Origin of the sequence: Mesorhizobium sp. M00.F.Ca.ET.216.01.1.1 (genome assembly GCF_004010325.2) — a bacterium.
Lineage (GTDB): Bacteria > Pseudomonadota > Alphaproteobacteria > Rhizobiales > Rhizobiaceae > Mesorhizobium.
Window position 1 is genome coordinate 26,858 of the sequence record NZ_SADR02000016.1, and the last position, 20,310, is coordinate 47,167.

17 protein-coding genes and 1 pseudogene are annotated in these 20,310 nt (G+C 58.3%); 3 read left to right on the forward strand and 15 right to left on the reverse strand.

Annotated elements, in window-relative coordinates; all coding sequences use genetic code 11:
- Positions 1-9 precede the first annotated feature (9 nt).
- From EN859_RS20480 to EN859_RS20490, 3 genes and pseudogenes are all read right to left on the reverse strand, one after another.
- Positions 10-1,296, reverse strand: coding sequence for a DegT/DnrJ/EryC1/StrS family aminotransferase (locus EN859_RS20480; protein ID WP_126089926.1), 1,287 nt, complete (start codon positions 1,294-1,296; stop codon positions 10-12).
- Positions 1,297-2,320: 1,024 nt separating this feature from the next.
- The gene (locus tag EN859_RS20485) at positions 2,321-3,040 is read right to left on the reverse strand and encodes a GntR family transcriptional regulator (RefSeq protein ID WP_126089927.1); all 720 of its coding nucleotides are present in this window, start codon (positions 3,038-3,040) and stop codon (positions 2,321-2,323) included.
- 225 nt (positions 3,041-3,265) lie between these two features.
- A pseudogene (locus EN859_RS20490) lies at positions 3,266-4,361 on the reverse strand (IS256 family transposase); the annotation flags it as partial.
- Positions 4,362-4,509: 148 nt separating this feature from the next.
- On the opposite strand from EN859_RS20490, the gene EN859_RS20495 reads away from it, so the two are divergent.
- The 3 genes from EN859_RS20495 (at position 4,510) to EN859_RS20505 (ending at position 6,899) form a co-directional block, all read left to right on the forward strand.
- Positions 4,510-4,944 (forward strand): transposase, encoded by a 435-nt coding sequence (locus EN859_RS20495; protein WP_189502130.1) that lies wholly within the window; start codon positions 4,510-4,512, stop codon positions 4,942-4,944.
- Positions 4,941-5,297, forward strand: coding sequence for an IS66 family insertion sequence element accessory protein TnpB (tnpB, locus tag EN859_RS20500; RefSeq protein ID WP_027154943.1), 357 nt, complete (start codon positions 4,941-4,943; stop codon positions 5,295-5,297). Before EN859_RS20495 ends, tnpB begins: the two co-directional genes overlap by 4 nt.
- Before the next feature lie 69 nt (positions 5,298-5,366).
- Positions 5,367-6,899, forward strand: coding sequence for an IS66 family transposase (locus EN859_RS20505; RefSeq protein WP_126089929.1), 1,533 nt, complete (start codon positions 5,367-5,369; stop codon positions 6,897-6,899).
- Between the two features lie 696 nt (positions 6,900-7,595).
- Here the strand turns inward: EN859_RS20505 and EN859_RS20515 are convergent.
- The 12 genes from EN859_RS20515 to EN859_RS20570 all read right to left on the reverse strand — a co-directional run bounded on the left by EN859_RS20515 (position 7,596) and on the right by EN859_RS20570 (position 20,230).
- Positions 7,596-8,291, reverse strand: a complete 696-nt coding sequence (locus EN859_RS20515) for an HAD-IA family hydrolase (protein WP_091597848.1) — start codon at positions 8,289-8,291, stop codon at positions 7,596-7,598.
- A complete protein-coding gene (locus EN859_RS20520) occupies positions 8,288-9,070 on the reverse strand; it encodes a metallophosphoesterase (protein WP_029354781.1) in 783 nt (260 codons plus the stop codon). The genes EN859_RS20515 and EN859_RS20520 overlap by 4 nt, the downstream gene beginning before the upstream one ends.
- Positions 9,071-9,647: 577 nt before the next feature.
- Complete coding sequence (locus tag EN859_RS20525; RefSeq protein ID WP_051695327.1) at positions 9,648-10,379, reverse strand: HAD family hydrolase; 732 nt, start codon at positions 10,377-10,379, stop codon at positions 9,648-9,650.
- Positions 10,376-11,185: a phosphodiesterase gene (locus tag EN859_RS20530; protein ID WP_091597850.1), complete on the reverse strand. Its 810-nt coding sequence runs from the start codon at positions 11,183-11,185 to the stop codon at positions 10,376-10,378. The genes EN859_RS20525 and EN859_RS20530 overlap by 4 nt, the downstream gene beginning before the upstream one ends.
- Before the next feature lie 60 nt (positions 11,186-11,245).
- Positions 11,246-12,481 carry an ABC transporter substrate-binding protein gene (locus EN859_RS20535; RefSeq protein ID WP_236387751.1) on the reverse strand — a complete coding sequence of 412 codons (1,236 nt, stop codon included), beginning with the start codon at positions 12,479-12,481 and terminating at the stop codon, positions 11,246-11,248.
- Between the two features lie 58 nt (positions 12,482-12,539).
- A complete protein-coding gene (locus EN859_RS20540; protein ID WP_029354774.1) occupies positions 12,540-13,373 on the reverse strand; it encodes a carbohydrate ABC transporter permease in 834 nt (277 codons plus the stop codon).
- Positions 13,373-14,323, reverse strand: coding sequence for a sugar ABC transporter permease (locus EN859_RS20545; protein WP_126095611.1), 951 nt, complete (start codon positions 14,321-14,323; stop codon positions 13,373-13,375). Before EN859_RS20545 ends, EN859_RS20540 begins: the two co-directional genes overlap by 1 nt.
- 1 nt (position 14,324) lies before the next feature.
- A complete protein-coding gene (locus tag EN859_RS20550) occupies positions 14,325-15,473 on the reverse strand; it encodes an ABC transporter ATP-binding protein (RefSeq protein WP_126089930.1) in 1,149 nt (382 codons plus the stop codon).
- 74 nt (positions 15,474-15,547) lie between these two features.
- On the reverse strand, positions 15,548-16,324 hold the full coding sequence (locus EN859_RS20555; RefSeq protein WP_236387750.1) for a MurR/RpiR family transcriptional regulator: 777 nt from the start codon (positions 16,322-16,324) through the stop codon (positions 15,548-15,550).
- A 197-nt stretch (positions 16,325-16,521) separates the two neighbouring features.
- Complete coding sequence (locus tag EN859_RS20560; RefSeq protein WP_091597859.1) at positions 16,522-18,000, reverse strand: sulfatase-like hydrolase/transferase; 1,479 nt, start codon at positions 17,998-18,000, stop codon at positions 16,522-16,524.
- A 79-nt stretch (positions 18,001-18,079) separates the two neighbouring features.
- Positions 18,080-19,381, reverse strand: a complete 1,302-nt coding sequence (locus tag EN859_RS20565; RefSeq protein WP_029354766.1) for a sugar ABC transporter substrate-binding protein — start codon at positions 19,379-19,381, stop codon at positions 18,080-18,082.
- Between the two features lie 24 nt (positions 19,382-19,405).
- Positions 19,406-20,230, reverse strand: a complete 825-nt coding sequence (locus EN859_RS20570; RefSeq protein WP_189350283.1) for a carbohydrate ABC transporter permease — start codon at positions 20,228-20,230, stop codon at positions 19,406-19,408.
- Positions 20,231-20,310: the final 80 nt, after the last annotated feature.

Here is a 20,310-nt window from a genome sequence, read left to right on the forward strand (position 1 = left end):
ATCCCGCCCTCAGGCAACAGATACGATCTCAGGAATTTTTGAAGCTAGGTTTGGAAGCGCTGCCCAGACCTTTTGAAACGCGGCCGCGTACAATTTCATCACTTCAACGTCGTTTGGTGGAGCGATCTCCGACACGTAAAACATGGTGTTCAATATCTTCATGGCGTTTGGAAAATCGGTCCTTGACCATTGGCCGCAGATATCCGGCAGATATTCAAAGACGGGCTTCGTCAGCCAGACCGCAACGGGAACTCCCTCGGCTTGAAGAAGCTTAATGATGAAATCCCTGGCCGTAGGGCCAGGTAGAAAACCGAGCTTTTCCGGCTCAAGACGCAACGGGAGATTCAGCATCGATTGTTGATGATCTGCTGGATCGAAAAGAGGCAGAAGCCCTGAGAGGTGGCCAATCTCCTGCCAAAGGAACCTAGCATTCCTTCGCCTTTTTTTAAGCTGCCGGTCAAGCTGCTTGAGCCTGTGATTAGCAATGGCAGCAGAGAATACATTGGGTCGGTAATTGTAGCCTTTGGAGTTCGGGGAGAATATCCTAGCTCCACATCGCGACGAGCTTGTCAGCGAAACATTATCTACATGGTGGATCAGAGCAGGGTCCCTCGTCAGGACAAATCCAAGCTCACCTGCCCCGAGGTGTTTAGCTCCGTTGCCGGAGAGAGAGAGTGCATCGCTCTCCAAGTAAGCTCCATTGACAATATCTTTCGCAGCGCCAATTGATTGGCAAACATCATCGATAATCGCCACGCCTCGCGCTCGCGCCGCCAATCTCAAGCTGGGAACCAAGAGGTTATTTCCGAACAGATGAGTTATGAGCGTCGCCGCGTCACCTGGCTTGATGAGGGAGGCCGCCATCTTCTCATCAACTCCGGCAAGGTCTGGCTCAACATCGACAAAGACCGGTTCGAGTCCACTGATCGCGATTGGGCCTACGGCTCCCGGCCAGTTCAAAGCCGACGTAACGACTCGGCGACCTCGGTTCCGGTAGTAGTCGAGAGCCACGTGAATAGCGGCTGTGCCGCTTCCAACGGCGCGCACAGACCAGTTACCCGACCAATCCGCTAGCCGCTTTTCGAGCTCAATCACCATAGGGTGATTGACGCGATGATATTTGCCGCTTTCGACAACATTTGCGAGCGCCTTCAAATGTTTACGTTTCGCAGCTGGCCAAAGAACAACTCGCCCAGCCGGCACCGTGGGATCTCCTCCAAAGAGCGCAAGAGAAGTGTCCTTCTGGTGGACGCATCGTGTGCTTGCTGCCGTGGCTAAGCTTACATCCTTGGTCATATGATCTAGCCTGGTTGTGTTACATCGGCCATCGGCCACTCGCGAAGTCACGAGCCGAACCGACCCGTCTCTCGCATACTTTTGCGTCTTGCAACGAGGCTCGGCTAACCCACAAGAGCAGAGTCGCTCCTGAGAACAGGCTGGGCGCCGTAGCGCCCTCGCTACGTTGAGTTCAGGAAAGAGCTTTCAAGCTCGCAACCGGCTTATGAGGCGTCAACCTCGTCGGAAATGAACTCGCTGAACGATGCAGTCCCTCCTTCGTAAATCAACACCTAATAGCCCTTGACAAGAAGGGGAAGTGGTCCTCTGAAATATATTTATGGATATACTATTTATTCTCCGCCGACCTTTAGCCTCCTATCTGAGATATTTTAGTATCGGAAGTGACAACGCGAGGTTGCTTTTTCAGCCTCTAGTACCGGCACCATTTAAAAGATAAAAAGCGCAGCGCGGATGCGCAGGAATATCATCCCGCCAAAGCCGCGGGCCAGATAATCAGCCAACCTTGGCGAGCTGGAAGCACCCCGAGCTTCCGTAATTGGTTGAAGCACTCGCCGGACCGAGGGCCGGCGTCCAATGTTAGTAGCCCCTTTCGCGAACACTCCGGCTAGTGGGTTTGTGTCAGAATGACCTCCCGGGATCGTATTCTGAGCGCTCAGTGAGGATGTATCTCGTTGTAGTCATCCCACCGGGCGATCTGGCGGAGAACCATGGGTGATCATGCAAGGAGTGATGCGAAGGCAATCACGCTTGAAGGTTTTGACCCAGGCTTCCGAAACGTCGCTGGAGTGGGGCGCTTCACGGGCGTGGAGCAAGTAACGCGGTCAGCGCAGAGGCGAAGGCGCGTGTTCCTTGCCGGTGTAGGGGTGCCATTTTCCGACAGGTCTCGATCGGATGAGGCACCCTCGTCGATCCGAAGCGTGTCTTGACCGCCTCCAGCATCATATCGCACGGGACCCGCAGCCCTCCTGCGACGGCCCAAGCCGAATGGCTCAGCTACTCGGCTGATGTCGGCGAAAATCGCTCACCAATACTTCTTTGTAAACGTGAAGTTTGCCAGCTGTCTCCTGCTCATGTTTTGCAAAGCGCGCGACACTGCGCGCTGTTCTACATCAAGGTGGTTAGTCAATGCGGATGCCACTGCGCTCGTAGTCTTGCCGAGCTGAGGCATTGCGTCAGTTAGCCTTGCAAGACTGGTTCGAAAAGCCGGGGAAAGCTCAGACGCGGTTATTTCCATGCGAAGGGCATGAGAGCAGAAACAGAACTTGTCGATGATATGGCAGATTTCGCAATTACATGCCCCCAGAGCTATGTCAGTGAATATTTCTTCCGCTCGAAGAGCGAGCTCCGTTGGAGATAACTCACCAGAGGGGGCGGTTCGGTCGAGAGGGTGAGTCCGTGTACGAGTTAGGGCGAAGGTAAGTGTTTCGCGCGCCACCACATACGAGTCCAATAGAACCCACTCGACCAGAGGTCTCGTAAAGTAACCCCTTTGAGGAAAGGACACGATCTTCCCTTCCGCTGCAAGTCGGATAAGTGCTTCGCGTATAGGAGTCCGGCCGATGTTGAGGACGGACGCTAGCTCTTTATCGCTGAGATGCTGCCCCGGCATGTGGGATTTGCTGTAGAGCAATTGAAGTACCGCGTCGTAGGCTGCATCGGCTTTTGCGTTCTTCTTGGCTTCAATAGCCAAACTGGGCATTTCTGTCCGACGACATTGGGCCGCATTTTTGCAGAACCACATCTCTACGCTTCCCCTTTTTTCGACGTCCTTTGAACGTTCGATTAGCAGAATTTGAGTTTCTGCGGCGTGCTATTTCTCGACATCCGGACATGACGCATGCACCGCGCGCCGCCTCAGCTGCATACACCATGCGTATGAGGTGTGACCATGGCCAGCCGCGGCGCTCGGATGCGGAAGCCGGTTGTGTGCGTCAAGTTCTGCAAAAAGGGGCGGCCATGGTGCTGGTCATGCGGCTTGGCGCAGAGTGAGCTTCTTGTGCTCGCGCAGGTCGTCCATGTTGATGTAGCGGTTGGCCTCCATCCAGTTTTCGTTGGTTTCGACGGCCAGCGCCCTGACGAGGCGTAGGCAGCTCTGTGAGTTTGGAAAGATGCGCACGATATAGGTGCGGCGCCGGATTTCCTCGTTGAGCCGTTCAAGCATGTTGGTGCTCTTGAGATGCTTGTGGTGCTGGCGTGGCAGACGAAAGAAGGTCAGCGTGTACTCGATGGTCTCCTCCACCCATGTCGTCAGTCGTGGGTAGCGGGCCGACCATTTGGAAAGCCATGCGGCGAGATCGGCCTTGGCCTCGGCGAGATCGCGCCGGTCGTAGAGCCAGCGCAGTTCCTGCAGGCAATCGTCGCCATGCTTTCTCGGCAGGTGATCGAGCGCGTTCCTGAGGAAGTGCACGTAGCAGCGCTGCCATGCCGCTTCCGGGATCACCTCGCCGATCGCCGCGACCAGGCCGGCATGATCGTCTGACACGACCAGCTCGACGCCCTTGAGGCCGCGCGCCTTCAAGCCAACGAGAAAGTCCCTCCAGGCCGAGCGGCTCTCACGATTGGCCATCTCCACGGCCAGGATCTGACGCCGGCCGTCCCAGTCTATGCCGACAGCGATCAGCACCGCCTGGCTCATGACGATGCCGGCCTCGCGCACCTTCTCGTAGCGAGCATCGAGGATGAGGTAGGCAAAAGGCTCTTGAAGCGGGCGCTCGGCAAACGCTTTCAGGCTCTCGTCCAGGCGTTTGTTGATGGCCGAGATGGACGAGGCCGAGAAGGCATGGCCGCACAGCTCTTCCGTTATCGCCTTGACCTTGCGGGTCGACACGCCCTGCACATACATCTCCGCAAGCGTGGCCACCAAGGCCCGCTCCGAACGCTGGTAACGCTCGAAAAGCTCGGTGGAGAAGCGGCCGGCCCGGTCCTGCGGAACTCGCAGCTCAAGCTTGCCGACACGGGTGACAAGAGTGCGGCCATAATAACCCGAGCGATAGCCGAGCCGCTCCGGTGTGCGCTCGCCTTTCGAAGCACCCAGAGCCTCTGTCCATCTCGGCCTCGAGCATGCGCCACCCCAGAGACTGGCGATTTGTCACGCGTCGTTATTGCAAGCGTATGCGCTCCTCGGTCGTAAGCGGTGTTTCCGGACCACCTTTCGGGAGTGGTCGCGATCTGTGAGGTTGCCGATCCTGTATTGGGATCGGAGATCGGCTTGTGTCTGGACTTGACCTTACGCTTGACCCGGAGCGGCAGCTTCGGCGTTTCGAGGTGATCAACGGTGCCGGCGGTCGGCGTCACTGGTCGGTGGATGACAAGGCGCGGATCATCGCGGAGACGCTGGAGCCGAACGCAGTCATTTCCGAGGTAGCCCGTCGGTATGGCCTTAGGCCGCAGCAGGTCTTCGCCTGGCGCCGCGAAGCGCGCAAACCGGCCACTTCGGTGCAGCAAGATTCTCCTGCCTTTGTGCCGGCGGTTTTGGCGGCGGCGGAACCTGTAGCCAGCCGTTCACCGAAGCAGCGGAAACGGCAAGCCACCCGAGGTGCCGGCATGATCGAGCTTGAGATCGACGGCGTCTCGATGCGCGTTGGGCGGGGGGCGGATGCCAAGACGGTGGCGGCAGTGATCCGGGCGGTGAAGGGGACGTCGTGATCGGGCCGACGGGTGCGGTCAAGGTCATGGTGGCGACGAAGCCGGTGGACTTCCGCAAGGGTGCGGAGGGATTGGCCGCACTTGTGCGCGAGACCATGGGCGCTGACCCGTTCAATGGGGCGGTCTATGTCTTTCGGGCCAAGCGGACTGACCGGATCAAGCTGATCTTCTGGGATGGCACCGGGGTTTGCCTCTATGCCAAGCGTTTGGAGGATGGGGAGTTCCGCTGGCCGAAAGTGCATGACGGCATGATGCGGCTGACGGCCGCGCAACTGTCGGCGCTGCTCGAAGGTCTCGACTGGCGGCGTGTCCACGAGGCGCGCCGGACTCGCGTTCCAGCCCAGGCGGGCTGACCCGCGACGAAGTGAATCAGCCTGGATTCCGCTGTCGCGGACTGTCGGCGAATATGGTCTGATCCGCTCATGGCGATGACGGCTGACCAGCTTCCCGACGATCCGGATGCGCTGAAGGCGATGGTCCTGGCGCGCGACGTCGAGAATGCCCGTCTGATTCAGATCATCAAGGAATTGCAGCGTCATCGCTTCGGCCGGCGTGCCGAGACGCTCCCCGAGGATCAATTGCTGCTGGGGCTCGAAGAGGCCGAACAGATCGAGGCCGCCGGTGACGAAGAGCAGGCACAGACCGCTCTTGGCGAACGTCAGGCGCCTGTCGCCAAGCGCAGGGCGAACCGCGGCGGGCTGCCACCCCATCTGCCGCGCGTGGAGATGGTCGTCGACATCGAGGATCATGCCTGCCCGTGCTGCCGCAATGGCTTGCATCGGATCGGCGAGGACATGAGCGAGCGGCTCGACATCGTTCCGGCGCAGCTGCGCGTGATCGTCGTGCGCCGGCCCAAATATGCCTGCCGCGCCTGTGAGGATGTAGTGGTTCAGGCTCCGGCGCCCGCCCGGCTGATCGAGGGCGGCCTGCCGACCGAGGCGACGGTCGCCCAGGTGCTGGTCTCAAAATATGCTGACCACCTGCCGCTCTATCGTCAGGCGCAGATCTATGCCCGGCAGGGCATCAATCTCGACCGGTCCACGCTCGCCGACTGGGTCGGCCGCGCCGCCTGGCATCTGCGTCCGGTGCATGAGCGGCTGCTTGGCAAGCTGAAGTCCTCGCCAAAACTCTTCGCCGACGAGACGACCGCGCCAGTGCTCGATCCCGGCCGCGGCAAGACCAAGACAGGTCAACTCTGGGCCTATGCCCGCGATGACCGACCTTGGGAGGGGAGCGACCCGCCGGGCGTCGCCTATGTCTATGCGCCGGATCGGAAGGCCGAGCGTCCGATCGCTCATCTGGTGGGCTTTACCGGAATCCTGCAGGTCGACGGCTATGGCGGCTATCGCGTGCTCGCCGACAAGAGCGGCGTGACGCTCGCCTTCTGCTGGGCACATGTGCGCCGGCGCTTCTACGAGCTCGCCGCGGCCGGTCCCGCGCCAATCGCCAGCGAGGCGCTGAGACGGATCGCGGAACTCTATCGCGTCGAAGACGACGTCCGTCGACGATCGGCCGAGCAGCGCCGTGTCGTGCGCCAGGACAGGAGCCGCCCGATCGTCGTCGAACTCGAACCATGGCTTCGCGAAAAGCTCGGGCTGATCAGCCAGAAGACAAAGCTCGCCGAGGCGATCCGCTACACGCTCTCGCGCTGGGAAGGCCTCTCGCGCTTCCTTGACGACGGCCGCATCGAGATCGACAGCAACACCGTCGAACGCTCGATCCGTCCGATCGCGCTCAACCGCAAGAACGCGCTCTTCGCAGGCTCTGACGGCGGCGCCGAACACTGGGCAGTCATCGCCTCGCTGATCGAAACCTGCAAGCTCAATGGTGTCGAACCGCTCGGCTATCTCGCCGATGTCCTCACCAGGATCGTCAACGGCCACCCCAACAGCCAGATCGACGATCTCCTGCCTTGGGTCTACATCAACAAGCTCCAGCTCAAGGCTGTGGCCTAAGAACACCGCTTACCCTCGGTCGCGGCCAGTTCTGAGAAAGGCGACGGCCTCTCGCTCATATCTTTCATAGGAGATGCCGATAGCATAAGCCGAAGCGTCCAGCCCATGAGCCAGACCGCGAGCGATGTTCACAATCCGGGGTCCCCAGCCAGATCAGGCGGCTGTGACAGTAGCTCTGCGCAGATTGCGGAGACGCCCATACCAAGAGCTTCGACACGCGTAGCACTCTGTAGTCGCTCCGTCAGGCGCTCGATCTGGGCGTAGTCGAGAAGGCGAGCTGAGGCCTCAACCGAATGTAGGAAGGCCGCGCTCAGGTTCGCAATTTCCGGTCTTACATGCGAGTTCAGTGGCGAGGTGCTGTGTCAGTCGCCGGGCTTTATCGCGCTCAATCTCCCCGGTAACGCCACCCTGAACTCGCGAAACCCAGAGAGGCCAAGAGTACGGCAAAAACGCAAAACCGACGCTTCTCCGCTGTTTGTTTGACTTACGAGTTTGGAGATAGATAAGTCCCCAAGAAGCTCGGGGTTTTAGGCAACAAAATGCGCGATTCTGGATTGTGAGCTAGGCCCGCTGGCGACCAGACCGCATACCGCATCCCGCACCAAGCTTGATGACCTGTCCGCCATTGCACTGCCCGCCGGGGTATGGTGTTCCGGATGCAGGCGCGGGCGGACCGTCCACGCCGCTGCCCTCTTTCTACATTGGGCAAAGCAAACCTTTAAGTTCCGCCAAGTTCAGCAACAATGCCTCCGGCTCAAAGGTCCGGAGGTCATTCCTCAGTCGACTCGTATGGTGGCGGGCGCCCCCGAATGCGCAGTAGCGCATATTTGCATTTCGCGCGGCACTAAGACCGATGACGCTGTCCTCAATGACAAGGCACTCTCTGGCAGACACGCCCATGATTTCCGCCGCCAATAGCAGCACAGAAGGGTCAGGCTTCCGGACACCGATGTCATCGGAGGAGAAGAACCGTGAGCCTACAAGCCCCAAGAGATTGGCGGCTCTCATGCGGTGGATGAGTTCGAAACGAGATGTGTTCGATGCGACACAAAAGGGAATGGAAAGCCACTGGAGCAGTTCAACCGCGCCAGGTGTCGCCGACAGGATCCCAGAGGCGGCCAGCTGGATCTCAGCCGCGGCCGTTTCCATGAAGTTCTTCGGCAGGCTTACACCGACAAGTCTTTCCAGATGCCGTTGTTGATCGTCTCGCTCAACACCGGAGAGCGTTGCCGTTATTTCATCTGGATGCACCTGGAAACCTTCCGCGGCAAGTTTTGCCGAAATCACCTCCGATGCTACGATTTCCGTCTCCGCAAGGGTGCCGTCAAAATCGAAGATGATCAGTCGAGGCCGCGACCGATCGGACGTTTTGATCGATGGTGAAGCCATCATTTCGGATCACCGGGACGAATGACAGGCAGCTGATCAAGTCCCTCGTGACGATGGACAACGACATCCGATCCGTCCAACATGACGACATCGTATGATGGCGCAGCCGCCACAAATATGGGCTTGCCATATTGTTCCCAGTCCAGAACGATATGCTGCGCCGTGCCACGGCTGGCAGTAAACGATATGCCCGACAAACTGCCTGCTGCAGCAACATGCCGGTGACCAAAGAGCATGTGGCGGACCGATGCGTTTTTCCGAAGGATGGAAAGGAGCCGATCGGACTCCTTCATATCGCTCGTCTTAAAACAAGGCACATGCAAATCCGCCGGCGTATGGTGCATAGCAACCACGACTGGTCGGCCGGCGGCACGGAAAAGCTGGTCCTGCAGCCATTCAAACCTGCCACCGTCAAGACAACCGAAATGGCTGATGTCGTCCTTTGTGTCGAGCAAGACGACGAGCCAGTCGTGCAAGTCGACAGCCGCCTGAACGAATCCTTCCCCGCCGAATACGCCTCGAAATGCGCCGCGGTCATCGTGGTTGCCGATCGTCAAATGGACCGGGAGCCGGACCTCCGACAAGATCTCGCGCAAGAGTGCGTAAGCGGCTGGATCGCCTGTATCAGCAAGATCGCCGGTAATAAGGATGAGCTTGGCATCTGCGTGTACGCGCGAGACATGGTCCAAGGTGTCGCGCAATCTCTGCGCCGGATCGATGCCGTAAAGCGTCTTGCCAGGGGCAACAAAATGAGGATCCGTGATATGAATGATTTTCTGCATTGCTCCACACTCAGATTGGGCCCGACCCTGGGAGGAAGTGGGACAAGAGACCGCTGCTGCGTCAGGCCACTTGATTGCCGTCGTTGTGGTGACCATCTATTCCAGGCGTCTGACAGCGAACCGTGAGCAGTGAGGGGTCGACCCTCTCTGCCGCCCGGATCGAGGTGTTCGATTCCAAGCAAACAGTTGACCGACGAACGGCCAATAAATGTCGCGAGTTGTAAATGCTCGGGCCGCATAAGGGACCTCGGTCGCTATCGCTTTCGGTTGATCATGAAGTAACTCGTCCATCATCGAAACGGTGCCACGGGCCTGTGCTTCGAGCTCCGGTGAGTTCCCCCACGCAGACACGAATGCTCCTTCTTGACCCTCAATTGTAATTTGTGAGCAGCTCGGTCGAACACCGTTGAGTGTCGCTTGCGCGCGCCCGCCCCATGCCGCATCCGCCTGTCAGACTTCGCCGATATCGAATGCAAGGGAGCTTTGTTCGGATTTATGTCAAGTGGACGGAATCGCCGGGACAGTCGGTATAGGAAGACATTTTTGTGGGGTTGAGTGGATGGGAAGCTGCTGCAGTTCACCTTACGGCACCTGCTGCCACCGGGTCCGCCTCCTGCCATTTTGTATTGGGCTGGACTTCGCTCGTCATCAGCAGGACGCTAAGTTCTTCGGCTGATCGCGCGACCACCGCAGCGCCGGCTGACAGCAATCGTTGACCGTGGTCGTCGTGGCAGTGGCCGCCCGCGGTGAAACCGATCACCATCATCCCCGCGGCCACACCGGCTCGAACGCCTGCAATGCTGTCCTCGACAACGACGCAGCGCGCTGCCTTAGTGCCCATCTGGGCGGCAGCGAACAGGAAGAGGTCCGGTGCAGGCTTACCGGCCTTTACCATGGCGGAGCTGAACACGTGGGGATGGAAGTATGCCCAAAGTTCCGTCAGTTCAAGACCAAGCCGCAGCTTGTCGGGGGCGCTGCTCGATGCGACGCAGCGCGGCAATCGCAACTGATGCAGGAGTTGGTCAATGCCGCTGATCGCTTGCAGTTCCGTCTGGTAGCTTTCCTTTATCCGGGATTGCACGATGACGTCGAAGTCGCTGGGTAGAGGGCGGCCCCAGTCTTCTTCGATCATTTTCCGCATGGTGGCTGAGGAAAGGCCGGTAAACCGCAGAATCACATCAGAATACGACATGGGATAGCCAATGCGGGTAAGTTCTTCGGCATCGATTCGACTTGCCAGCGTCTCGCTATCGATCAGAACGCCGTCGCAATCGAAGATGACCAGTTCATAAGAGGCCTGTTGATTCATTGCATGCCCTCGGGAACCCAACCTTCTGCGGAGACCTCGACCACATGTCGGTCGCTAACTTCGAAGCGATGCACCAGGACCCCATCAACGTCGATTATCGCGATGTCAAAAGCGGGCGCATCCTCGACGAAGTCCGCGTCTCTCCGCGTGAAATGTGGAATGATCTGATGCGCCACGCCGCGGTTTGCACTGAAAGGGATGCCGCTCCAGGTGCCGCCAACATCGACATGCACATGGCCGTGGAAAATGTGCCGCACATTGCCGGCGCTGACAATCGCCTGCATGATCGGGCGCCAATTCTCGGTGCTCCAGGGTTCGAAATGCGGCAGGCCGATCGGCTGCAGCGGATGATGGACGAAGAGGTAGGCCCGCACATCCGACGCCTCGGCCACCCGGGCCAGCAGCCACTCGAGCCGACCATCGTCCAAGGAGCCATGACCGAAACCTTCCACCAATGTGTCGAGAAAAATGAGGCGCCCGGCAGATCCGTCGTGAACCGACTGGATAAAGCCGTTCTCATCGCGCGGCTCTCCAGGAAACGCCCGAACAAAATTCTCGCGGCTGTCGTGATTGCCGAGCAGAAGGCGGGCGGGCACGCGCAGTTCCTGCAGCACCTCGCGAAGTAGGACATAGGAAGCGAAATCTCCCTCGTCAGTGAGATCGCCAGTCACGACGCAAAGCTCGGCGTCGGCGTGATCGCGGTTGATGCGCTCAATGGTCTTGCGAAGCCGTTGGGCAGGATCGAAGCCGAAGAGCATGGCGCCTAACGGCACAAGATGGGGGTCGGTCAGATGAATGAGTTTCATGGATAATCCCGAAAAGGGAGGGATGCCGCACAGGAGCGTGCAGCGTCTCGGACGAGGCGATCAGTTCGTTTTCGGCAGGAGTGCGCGAACCTCGGACACCATGTCTGCGAGAGCGGCTTCCGGTTCCTTGGATCCAAGCGCAATAGCCGTCATCTCGTCGCGGAGGACCTCCCCGATCTGCACGCCGTTATCACCAGGCCAGGAGAACCACGGGCGGGCGCGGGGCGTCTGAAGCACGCTGGTGTACCAGTTCGGGTGCTTATCGTAGAAGCCGGCGAGATGATCCTTGTCGAGGGCAAGCGTGTTGGTCGGCATATAACCAGTATTCGGCACGACAATGCTCTGGCCTTCAGGACTTGTGGTGAACTTGACGTAGTCCCAGGCGGCGGCGCGCTTGGCGGGATCGTCGGTAAGGATTATCGCAACCATGCCGCCCGTCGGCATCGTCGCATCTTCAGCGCCGAGCGGCTGCTTGGCTGTGCGGAGCTTGAACCGATCTCCAATTTCACCTTCGAAACCGCTCACACTGCCGGCAGAGGCGAAGAAGAAGCCGAGCTTGCCAGAGGTGAAGAGCTGCCGGGCGGCATGGGAGTCGATCGCCGGCTGAGCGCCGTCGGTGTGGAACCGCTTGAACAGCTTGACGGCAGCCTGGCCTGCAGGACCGTCAAAAGCGATGTCGCTCTCCTTGTCGTTCATCATCTGGCCGCCGAAGTTGCGTACCAGGTTCTGCGTGGCCCAGTCGTCCGAGCCGAGCTGGTAATACATGCCGGACGTTCCATTGCCGAGCGCACCGACCTTGCCGGCCAGTGCGACGAAGCTGTCCCAATCGGTCGGAACCTTGTCGGGGTCGCCGCCCGCCTGCTTCACGAGATCGGCATTGTAATAAACGACCGGCGTCGACATGGCGAAGGGAAGTCCGTACAGATGGCCCTCGATTCTTGCCAGAGACAGGATTTGTTCCGTGTAGCCCTTATCGGCCAGGTGATCGGCGGCAACGAGATCGTCGATGGGCTTTACGAGCCCGCGCGTGACGAGCGGACGGAGCACGTTAAAGCCGACATAGTGAACGTCCGGCAACTCGCCTGCCATGCTCTGACGAATCAACGTCTGGACAGCTTCGTCATAACTCGGCGCAGCAGCGCGGAAGCTGATCTTGATTTCCGGGTGGTCCGCCATGAAGCGGTCTGCAATCGGCTTGTGGATCACTTCGTGTTCGGGCCAGGCGTAATAGACATTGAGTTTCGTCTCGGCTTGCGCTGGCATGGCTGCCGCTGCGACACCGGCAGCAAGGATCATTGCAACTGTTTTCACATTGCTCTCCTGAGTTTTGAGATGGAGGTTTTTAGAGACGGAGCTAGTGTCGGCCGAGCACCAGACCTCGGATGAAGTGTTTCTGCATGAGAAGGAAAAAAGAGACCAAGGGAGCAGTTACGAGAACGCCCCCCGCCATCAGCGCACCGACATTTCCGGCGCCCTCGCCGGCCTGCCGGAAATAGGCAATGCCGAGCGAAGCCGTCATCATGTCGGGATTGGTTATCACCACCATTGGCCAATAAAGATCGTTCCAATGGGCCACGATAGAGAAGATCGAGAAGGAGACGACGGCCGGCCAAGCTGCTGGCAGCATGATCCGCCAGGCGATCGATAGCTCGCTGAAACCGTCGAGCCGCGCCGCGTCGAGCACCTCATCGGGAAAGGTCACGAAGAACTGCCGGAACAGGAAGATGGCAAACACCGAAATGATCCAGGGCAGAACCAGAGCGGCATAGCTGTCGAGCAGTCCGGATTTTGCGAGGGCTATGTAGATCGGGATGGTTGGTATCTGCACCGGCACCAGAAGGCCGAGCAGGACGCCGACAAGCAGAATAGGGCGGCCCGGGAAGGACAGCTTGGCCAGCGCATAGCCACATGGGATGGCGATCGCGATCTGCAACACAAGAATTGCCAGACACACGACAAAGCCATTTGCCATGAACCGAAGCAGCGGAATTGCCGAGAGCGCAGTGCCGTAATTGTCGATTGCGCCGTGAAGGGTCGGCGTTGGAAGCAGGCTGCCGTCAAAGATCTCGCTCTGTGGCGTCAGCGAGGCAAGGATCATCCACAGAAACGGAAAGACCATGATGATCGCGCCGGTGACAAGCACAGCATGCGAGACAATGCGGGAAGAGGAAGATTGCCCCAGGATCATCACTGGCCTCCATTTGCTTTCCAGCGCGCCCGACGCTCGGAGACGCGCATCTGGACGAGCGACAGGAAAGTCACGAAGACAAAAAAGGAAACGGAGATCGCAGAAGCATATCCGACGCGGAAGAAGCGGAAACCTTCTTCATAAAAAGTGTAAAGAACGACGGAGGTAGATTTCATCGGCCCTCCCTGTGTGAGGACCGCGACCGTTTCGAAAACCGAAAAGGCGCGGATAATTGTCATCACGGTGACGAACACCGTAACTGGCGCCAGCATCGGCCAGGTGACCAGAAGGAAGCGCTTCAGTCCCCTGTCCGCCCCGTCGATAGTCGCAGCTTCGTAGAGCTCCTCTGGAATGGTCGAAAGGCCAGCCAGGAAAAGGATCATGTTGAAGCCAACCAACTGCCAGACGCCGATCGCCGCGAGCGCATATATGGCCGTCGCCGGGTCGGACAGGAACCTGACGGGCGATGCGCCCAGGAGCTGCAGCAGCGTGTTGGCAAAACCCAGACTTGGATGCAGGATTGCTTCCCACGCGGTCGCGAGAGCAACCAAGCTTGCAGCCACGGGCAGAAAGTAAGCGGTTCGATAGAGAACTGCGAACCGTGATCTAGCGATCAAAACGGCGACGAGCAGCCCCCACCCGATTGCCGTCGGCACGACCACAGCCACATAGAGCGCGGTGTTGCGCAGACTCTGAGCAAAGCCAGGGTCGGTCAACATGCGCGTATAATTAGCAACCCCGATGAATTGGATTCCGGCCAAGCCGAGCGACGCATTCGTGAAGGACAGAAAGAAGACAAGAATGGCGGGTCCGATGACAAGGGCAACAAGCAACAGCGTCGCCGGCACGGACAGAATTATGCCAGCTTGCGCCTGGGCCCGAGTCGGCCGGTAGCTGCCTGCAGTGTTCGGAGCTAAGGAACTGAGCGGAATGTCGTTGGCTAAGGCCATGTCAGGCTGCCCCGCTGTGATCGCCACGCTGGCGCGAGCCGTTGGAAGGAAAGAACCATGCCTTTTCAGCGTCGATGGTCAGTCCCAGATTATCGCCGTCACGCAGTGATCGCGCGCGCTCGGCGGAAATGCGGGCGACGAACTGAGCGCCGGCCTCGGCATCGACAAAGACGTGAGCGTCGATCCCTGCGTGCTCAATGCGCGTGACGCGAACCGGCAGGGCTCCTGGATGATCCTTCTCAGCCAGGGTCGCATGCTCGGGGCGGAAGGCCAGCGTTCCGGCCAGCCCGGATCCGAGCGCGTCGCGAATGATGATCCTGCTGCCGCCGATCATGAGCCCGCCGCCTATAGGTGCGGCCACTGCCAGCTCGTTCAGGAATGGCTGCGCCAGGAAGCGCGCTACGTCTAGATCGACGGGTTCGCGATAGAGATCGGCAGGGGCTGCGACCTGACGGAGTTCGCCGCCAAAGATGACTGCGACGCGGTCTGAAAGCGCTGCCGCCTCGGCCTGGTCATGGGTAACGAAGATAGTCGTCGTTTCCATTTCCTTGTGAAGCCGTGCGATCTCGCCACGCGTATGGATGCGCAGCGCTGCGTCCAAGTTTGCCAAGGGTTCGTCCATGAGGAAGATCTTCGGCTTGCGCACCATGGCGCGTCCCAAAGCCACGCGCTGGCGCTGCCCGCCCGACAGCGCCGACGGTCGACGCTCGAGCAGCGCGTCGAGCTTGAGAAGCCCTGATGTCTGCCGGACCCGCTCCTGGATCGAGCGTTTGCGTTGGATGGCTCCGGGCAGCAGCGCGCCAATCACAGGAAGCCGTTCCAAGCTGCTTAGCTCACGCATGACCAGCGGGGCAGCAATGTTGTCGTGCACGCTCAGATGCGGATAAAGGGCGTAGCTCTGGAACACGAAGGCTAGGTCGCGGTCCTTCGGCGCCACCGCGTCCAGCCCCCTGCCGCCTGCACGCACATGGCCCTGGTCGGCACGCTCCAGCCCCGCGATGATCCGAAGAAGCGTTGATTTACCACACCCGGACGGCCCCAGCAGTGTCACAAACTCCCCCGCAGCAACCCTTAGACAGATGCCGCGCAGGACATCAATCGCGCCAAACCGCTTGCCGATGTCGTCGATGTGAAGGTCTAACGCTGCCATTCCGAGTTCCCTTTCGGTGGGCGTGACTTCTATCGGTGCTTTATTTCATTTTCGTGACAATATGGAGTTTAATTTCATTTGGCAACCGGTTTATCCATCGCCTTTCCGAGCGCCAGCATGAGGCTTTCGATCACAAAGATCTTGCCGATCGTCGATGTTAGGGTGCCGCCGATCGGGTGGTCTTGAAGGCCGGAGGCCTGCAGGGTGAAGTCAGCCGCTTTCTCGAGCGGGCTGCGGGCGCGGTTGGTGATGGCGACGGTCAGTGCCCCCGCAGAACGGGCGCCCTTGAGGAACTGGACGGTGTCAACCGTGAGGCCGGAGATCGAAAGGCCGATCGCAACGCATCCGGGACTAAGCCCGCTGGCGACTTCGTGAGCCATGTTGGAATTCCTGAACGCAAAGGCCGTTAGCCCGACACGCAAAAGCCGATAGGCAAGCAGTTCTGCCGTTATACCGGACATTCCGGCGCCGTAGAGGTCGATCCGTCTGCTTGCCGCAAGCGCGGCGGCGACCTTCGCGAGAGTTTCGGAATCGGCATTGTTGTGTGCGATGCTGAGGTTTTGCGCCATGGTGTCGTGCAAGGATTGCAGAGCGCTATCCGCAGTTCCAGCAGCAGTAGGAGGCAGTCCCGGGCGGCCAATCTCGGCCGCCAATGCCAGCTTGAAGTCGCGGAAGCCGGAAAAGCCTATCTGCCGGCAAAGCCGCAATATGCTCGCTTCACCACTGGCCGCGAATTCACCTAGCTCCGCGACCGATTGGTGCAGCACCTTTTCCGGGTTTTCCAGAATGTATTTGGCAATGCGAGCGAGCGCATTGGGCAATCGATCGATGTCGTCCTGCAGGCGAGCCAAGATGCTCTCGTGCGATGCCGCTTTCATTGCAGGTGAGTTGACGCTCATTTCCACAATCCTCACCCCTTATGAATGAAGGAAAGAGCAGCGAGATACCATAAATTATCGAACAATTTCTGGACAATCGACCGAGGGCGGCCCCAAGGTCGCGAGAACAATGCCTCGCTCGTGACCGTCCTGGCGTCGGTCCGCCAAGGTCAATAGTCCTCAATTCTCTCCGGGCCGGATCCACTTCTAAGCATCATTGCGGAAAAGCTGCGGCCTAATAGGTCGTATTTCAACCCCCTGTGATGGTGGCTATCCCATAGGTCATAATGCTCATTGGGATCCTCTTTATGATCGAACAGCTCTCCTATTCCAACATCGTGATATACATTTAGTTTGTGACGTCCATCATAGTACATCGATGCGCGGGACCCTCGGCTGCCGCGGAACCTGAGGGAGTTGTGATACTCACTGACAACGTATGGCTTATGGCAATCCAGTGAAGTGTTCCCAAGCAGCATCTGGTCGAGTGACAGCCCCTGCATGGCCTTTGGGACCTCAAGCCCCGATAACGAGAGCAATGTGGGCGCAATATCGACCAGCTCGACAAGTGCATTCGACACCGATCCTTGGGCTGGGCTGCCAGGCACGGAAATCACAAGTGGGACATGCACCACACCCTCATAGAACCGGCAGCCTTTGTAGAGCAGGCCGTGGTCGCCCATCATATCACCATGATCGCTCATGAAGACGATGATCGTGCGATCCAGCTGGCCGGTTTCCGTCAAAGTGTCTAGTATCCGGCCGACCAGATCGTCCACCTGTGCCACCTCGGCGTGATAGGCCGCTCTCATCTCCCAAATATTGAACTTCGTTGGTGGCGCTTCATGCGTAGGTCCTGCCAATTCGTCGTTGTGCGCCTCACCCGCGTCTGTTGCTGCGTGCCAAGGATCCACCGCGAATTTCGCTTGCTGATCGACTCGTTCAAATTTCTTCTGGTGCTCGAGATCAATCGGCTTGAACGCAGGATCAGGCATATCATTTGGATTGAACCGCCTGAGGTAGTCTGGCGGGGGATTGAGGGGCGGATGAGGCGCGTCGATGTTAACGCCTAAATACCAACTACGATCAGAATGCATCTTGATGAAGCGCTCAGCCCGATCGCCTGCCCAACGCGCCTGCCGATATTCTGCGGCTGGTCCCGGACCATAGTGTTGGTCAAGATAGGGTTTGAAGTAGGCTTCGGGATTGACCCCTTTTGACCACATCCACGCATGATAGTCGTGGTTGCCTGACCACTCCGGAAATGGCTCAGGGCTCCAGTAGAACTCGGCAAATCCATCATCGGGGCGCTTTTCTATCATGCCACGTGTGGCAGACAGGTGCAGCTTTCCTATGTGCCCTGTATAGTATCCGGCGTTCGCCATCAGTTTTGGGAGCAAAACGAGATGCGAAGGAAATGTGCCGGCGCCGTTCTGATGCACTTGGTGTGCGATCGGATACAAGCCTGTCAGAAAGCTCGTTCGGCTCGGCGTGCAGATAGGGCTCTGACAATACGCACGGGCGAATGCCGTGCCCCTCGCCGCCAGGCGGTCAATATTGGGCGTCTGCGTGCCTTTGAACCCTAGGCACTGCAAGGTGTCCCAACGCTGCTGATCGCTGCAAATCCAGACTATACTAAAGTTCCTCAACTCTCATCCCACGCGCTATGAAGGTTCAGTTCGCGCGCGCACCGGCGCGCAAAACCGCGCCGGTGGCGACGTGTAACGGCTATTTCAGGTATCCAGCGCGCTTCACGATTTCGACCGCATCACCTTGAGCATCGTCCAAGGCAGCCTCTGGGCTCTTGCTCCTGACAACCGCTTCTTGCAGGGCACGGCCAAGGCGATCGCCGATCTCCTTGAATTCTGGAATGCGAGGATAATACCACTCGGGCGCCCCGCGAAGCGTTTCTGCATACGTTGCCGCAAACGATCCATGGCCATAATCATAGTCATGTTTCGCACGGATTTCCGGATCGTCCCACAGCGATGTCCTGGTGATGGCGACAAAGGTGCTGTCGAGCGAAATCCGCTTCATGAGATCTTTACTCGTCGCCCATTGAAGGAAGGCCGCTGCAGCTGCCTTGTTTTCTGATGCAGCTGGAATGACATACGCCTGTCCCGCAAAGGGCGGGAACCTCCCACTTACGCCGCCAGGGGGCAAAGCAAACCCAAGCTTGCCGACGACCTTCGACAGCTTGGGATCGAGAATGCGACCTGCGGTGGGAGCGCCTTCGACAGTCATAGCAATGCGGCCCTGCTGCATCGCGATGACAACATCATCGAAGGTTGCTGAGATGCTCCCAGGCACAGTGAAATTGGTCATCACATCCGTGTACCATTTCAGCGCCTCCACCGCAGCGGGCGAATTTACCGTGGGCGTCAGATCCGCTGGTTCGTTCGCAAAATATTTACCGCCAAAACCATAAAGAACCTGGCCCCAAAACCATATATTCTCGCCAGTATCCGGTTGACCCCGTAGCGCCGTGCACTGAATGTCTGCCTTTCTCAGCAGATCACAATCATTACGGAACTCTTCCCACGTTTGCGGTGGCTGTTTGATTCCGGCTTTCTCGAACAAGTCGGCACGATAATACAGGAGCTGTGTCGCCGCGAAATGCGGAAATGCCAGCTGTTTGCCGTCCTTATTGTAGAGGCGCAGCACGGGAGCGATGAAATCCTGTACGTCCGCACTCTTCATGTCTATGTAATTATCGAGCGGCTCCAGGATATCGCCAGATGCGTATCGCCCGAACTCCTCGCTCCCTAAGTATACCACGTCGTAACTATCTGAACGCGTTAGGAGCTCGACCGACACTTTTTGAACGGTCGGCGCATAACCGAAGAGATCAAACTGCACTTCAGCGCCAGTCTTCTCTGTGAATTCGTGCGCGAATTTTTTGAGCTCCAAATCGTATGCCGAGTTTGTCGATAGGACCTTTATTTTCACGCCGTCATAGCGCTGCTGAGCCGACGCTCCGCCGCCGACGGCAACACCTAATGCAACAGCAAGAATTCCAAGACATCTCATTGCTTTTCTCCTTGAGCTAGCGTTTCACCCTTTCACGGAACCGGTCGTTGTTGGGCCGGCGACGTATTTTTTTACGAACGGCACGAACACCACGATCGGGACCAGCATAAGCACGCATGCGGCTGCCGCCTTGCCCCAATCGGTCCCCTCAAATGGGATGAAATTCAGTATTGCGACGGCGGCAGTTTTCGCGTCATCGCGTGTCAGTGTCAGCGCGAAAAGAAACTCATTCCACGAACCAATAAATATCAGTATTGCTGTTGCCATGATACCAGATTTGGCGATGGGTATCGAGATGAGCGTCATCGTCTGCAGCGTTGACGCGCCGTCTATCATCGCGGCTTCTTCAATTTCACGCGGCACTTGGTCAAAAAACGCCGACAAATACCATATCGCAAGCGGAACCGCGAACATTGTGTTGACGATGATCAGCGCAATCTTCGTGTCGACGAGGTGTACTTGGCGAAAAAAGAGAAAGTAGGGGATGATGTAGATCATCGCTGGCGCCGCCCGGAGTGCCAACACCAGCGTCAATAGCCTTCGCATCGCAGTTTTCTGCAAATGAGAGATGCCAAAGGCTGCCGGGATCGAAAGCGCCATGGTCAATATGATGGTGCTGCATGAGACCACAATTGAATTGATGAGCGCGGAAGAGAAGTCCTTGTCAGCGATTATCGCGGTATAGTGCTGAGCGGATGGCTCCCCCACGATCACGGGCGGCCATTGAAACATCTCGGTCGGCTGCTTGAGAGATGTCGATAGGGTCCACAATATCGGCGAGAACAGGAATAGCGCAAAGGCAGCGGAGACAAGGTATCCGTAGATGCGACGTCCGAGGTCCCGACGCATGGGCTCACCTCCCAACGCGAGGGGCCGAGATTTGGCGAGTGGATGATATTCGGAGATGTGACGTCCAAAGTATCGATGCA

What these genes read in the sequence shown, in the direction of transcription:
- EN859_RS20480 (WP_126089926.1), bottom strand. Translation starts at nt 1,296, where the DNA reads ATGACCAAGGATGTAAGCTTAGCCACGGCAGCAAGCACACGATGCGTC.
- EN859_RS20485 (WP_126089927.1), bottom strand. Translation starts at nt 3,040, where the DNA reads ATGTGGTTCTGCAAAAATGCGGCCCAATGTCGTCGGACAGAAATGCCC.
- EN859_RS20505 (WP_126089929.1), top strand. Translation starts at nt 5,367, where the DNA reads ATGGCGATGACGGCTGACCAGCTTCCCGACGATCCGGATGCGCTGAAG.
- EN859_RS20515 (WP_091597848.1), bottom strand. Translation starts at nt 8,291, where the DNA reads ATGATGGCTTCACCATCGATCAAAACGTCCGATCGGTCGCGGCCTCGA.
- EN859_RS20520 (WP_029354781.1), bottom strand. Translation starts at nt 9,070, where the DNA reads ATGCAGAAAATCATTCATATCACGGATCCTCATTTTGTTGCCCCTGGC.
- EN859_RS20525 (WP_051695327.1), bottom strand. Translation starts at nt 10,379, where the DNA reads ATGAATCAACAGGCCTCTTATGAACTGGTCATCTTCGATTGCGACGGC.
- EN859_RS20530 (WP_091597850.1), bottom strand. Translation starts at nt 11,185, where the DNA reads ATGAAACTCATTCATCTGACCGACCCCCATCTTGTGCCGTTAGGCGCC.
- EN859_RS20535 (WP_236387751.1), bottom strand. Translation starts at nt 12,481, where the DNA reads ATGATCCTTGCTGCCGGTGTCGCAGCGGCAGCCATGCCAGCGCAAGCC.
- EN859_RS20540 (WP_029354774.1), bottom strand. Translation starts at nt 13,373, where the DNA reads ATGATCCTGGGGCAATCTTCCTCTTCCCGCATTGTCTCGCATGCTGTG.
- EN859_RS20545 (WP_126095611.1), bottom strand. Translation starts at nt 14,323, where the DNA reads ATGGCCTTAGCCAACGACATTCCGCTCAGTTCCTTAGCTCCGAACACT.
- EN859_RS20550 (WP_126089930.1), bottom strand. Translation starts at nt 15,473, where the DNA reads ATGGCAGCGTTAGACCTTCACATCGACGACATCGGCAAGCGGTTTGGC.
- EN859_RS20565 (WP_029354766.1), bottom strand. Translation starts at nt 19,381, where the DNA reads ATGAGATGTCTTGGAATTCTTGCTGTTGCATTAGGTGTTGCCGTCGGC.
- EN859_RS20570 (WP_189350283.1), bottom strand. Translation starts at nt 20,230, where the DNA reads ATGCGTCGGGACCTCGGACGTCGCATCTACGGATACCTTGTCTCCGCT.